The sequence below is a fragment of the Polaromonas sp. P1_G2 genome, from assembly GCF_056405515.1.
The window spans coordinates 1-424 of the sequence record NZ_JBFUBY010001318.1; the positions used below are offsets into that span (position 1 = coordinate 1).

The window sequence follows — 424 nt, forward strand, 5'->3', positions numbered from 1 at the left end:
GTGTCGCATCCATCAACGCAGCCGCGATTGGCATCGACTAAAGGATTTCAGTCAAGGTGCGAGGAGGACGTCGCTGACGCGTATCTGAAACATTCTGCTGTTGTCGAAGCTCTACATGCTACGTGTTCGAAACATCCTTGACGCATCGCAGCAATAGGCTATTGCCTCATCGACCCATTTCCACCGAAGGCACACGCCTATGCTGACCACCAATCCGGATGCTCCGCGTGACGACGAGGATGGCCTTGGCTTTGCCGGCGACTCGATGATGGAAGCGCTCTACCGGTATGCGCCGCAATCGAGCAATTTCAACAAGCTGAGAAAGCGCCTGATGCGCAACCTGCGCCAGGCGATCGATGATTTCGGCATGCTGAACGGCCAGAAGCGTTGGCTTGTCTGCCTATCGGGCGGTAAGGATTCCTAC

At 55.7% G+C, this 424-nt stretch carries 1 pseudogene; it reads left to right on the top strand.

The window, feature by feature from the left end:
• Positions 1-199: 199 nt before the first annotated feature.
• Positions 200-424: pseudogene (locus AC1D0P_RS30345) on the top strand (hypothetical protein); the annotation flags it as partial.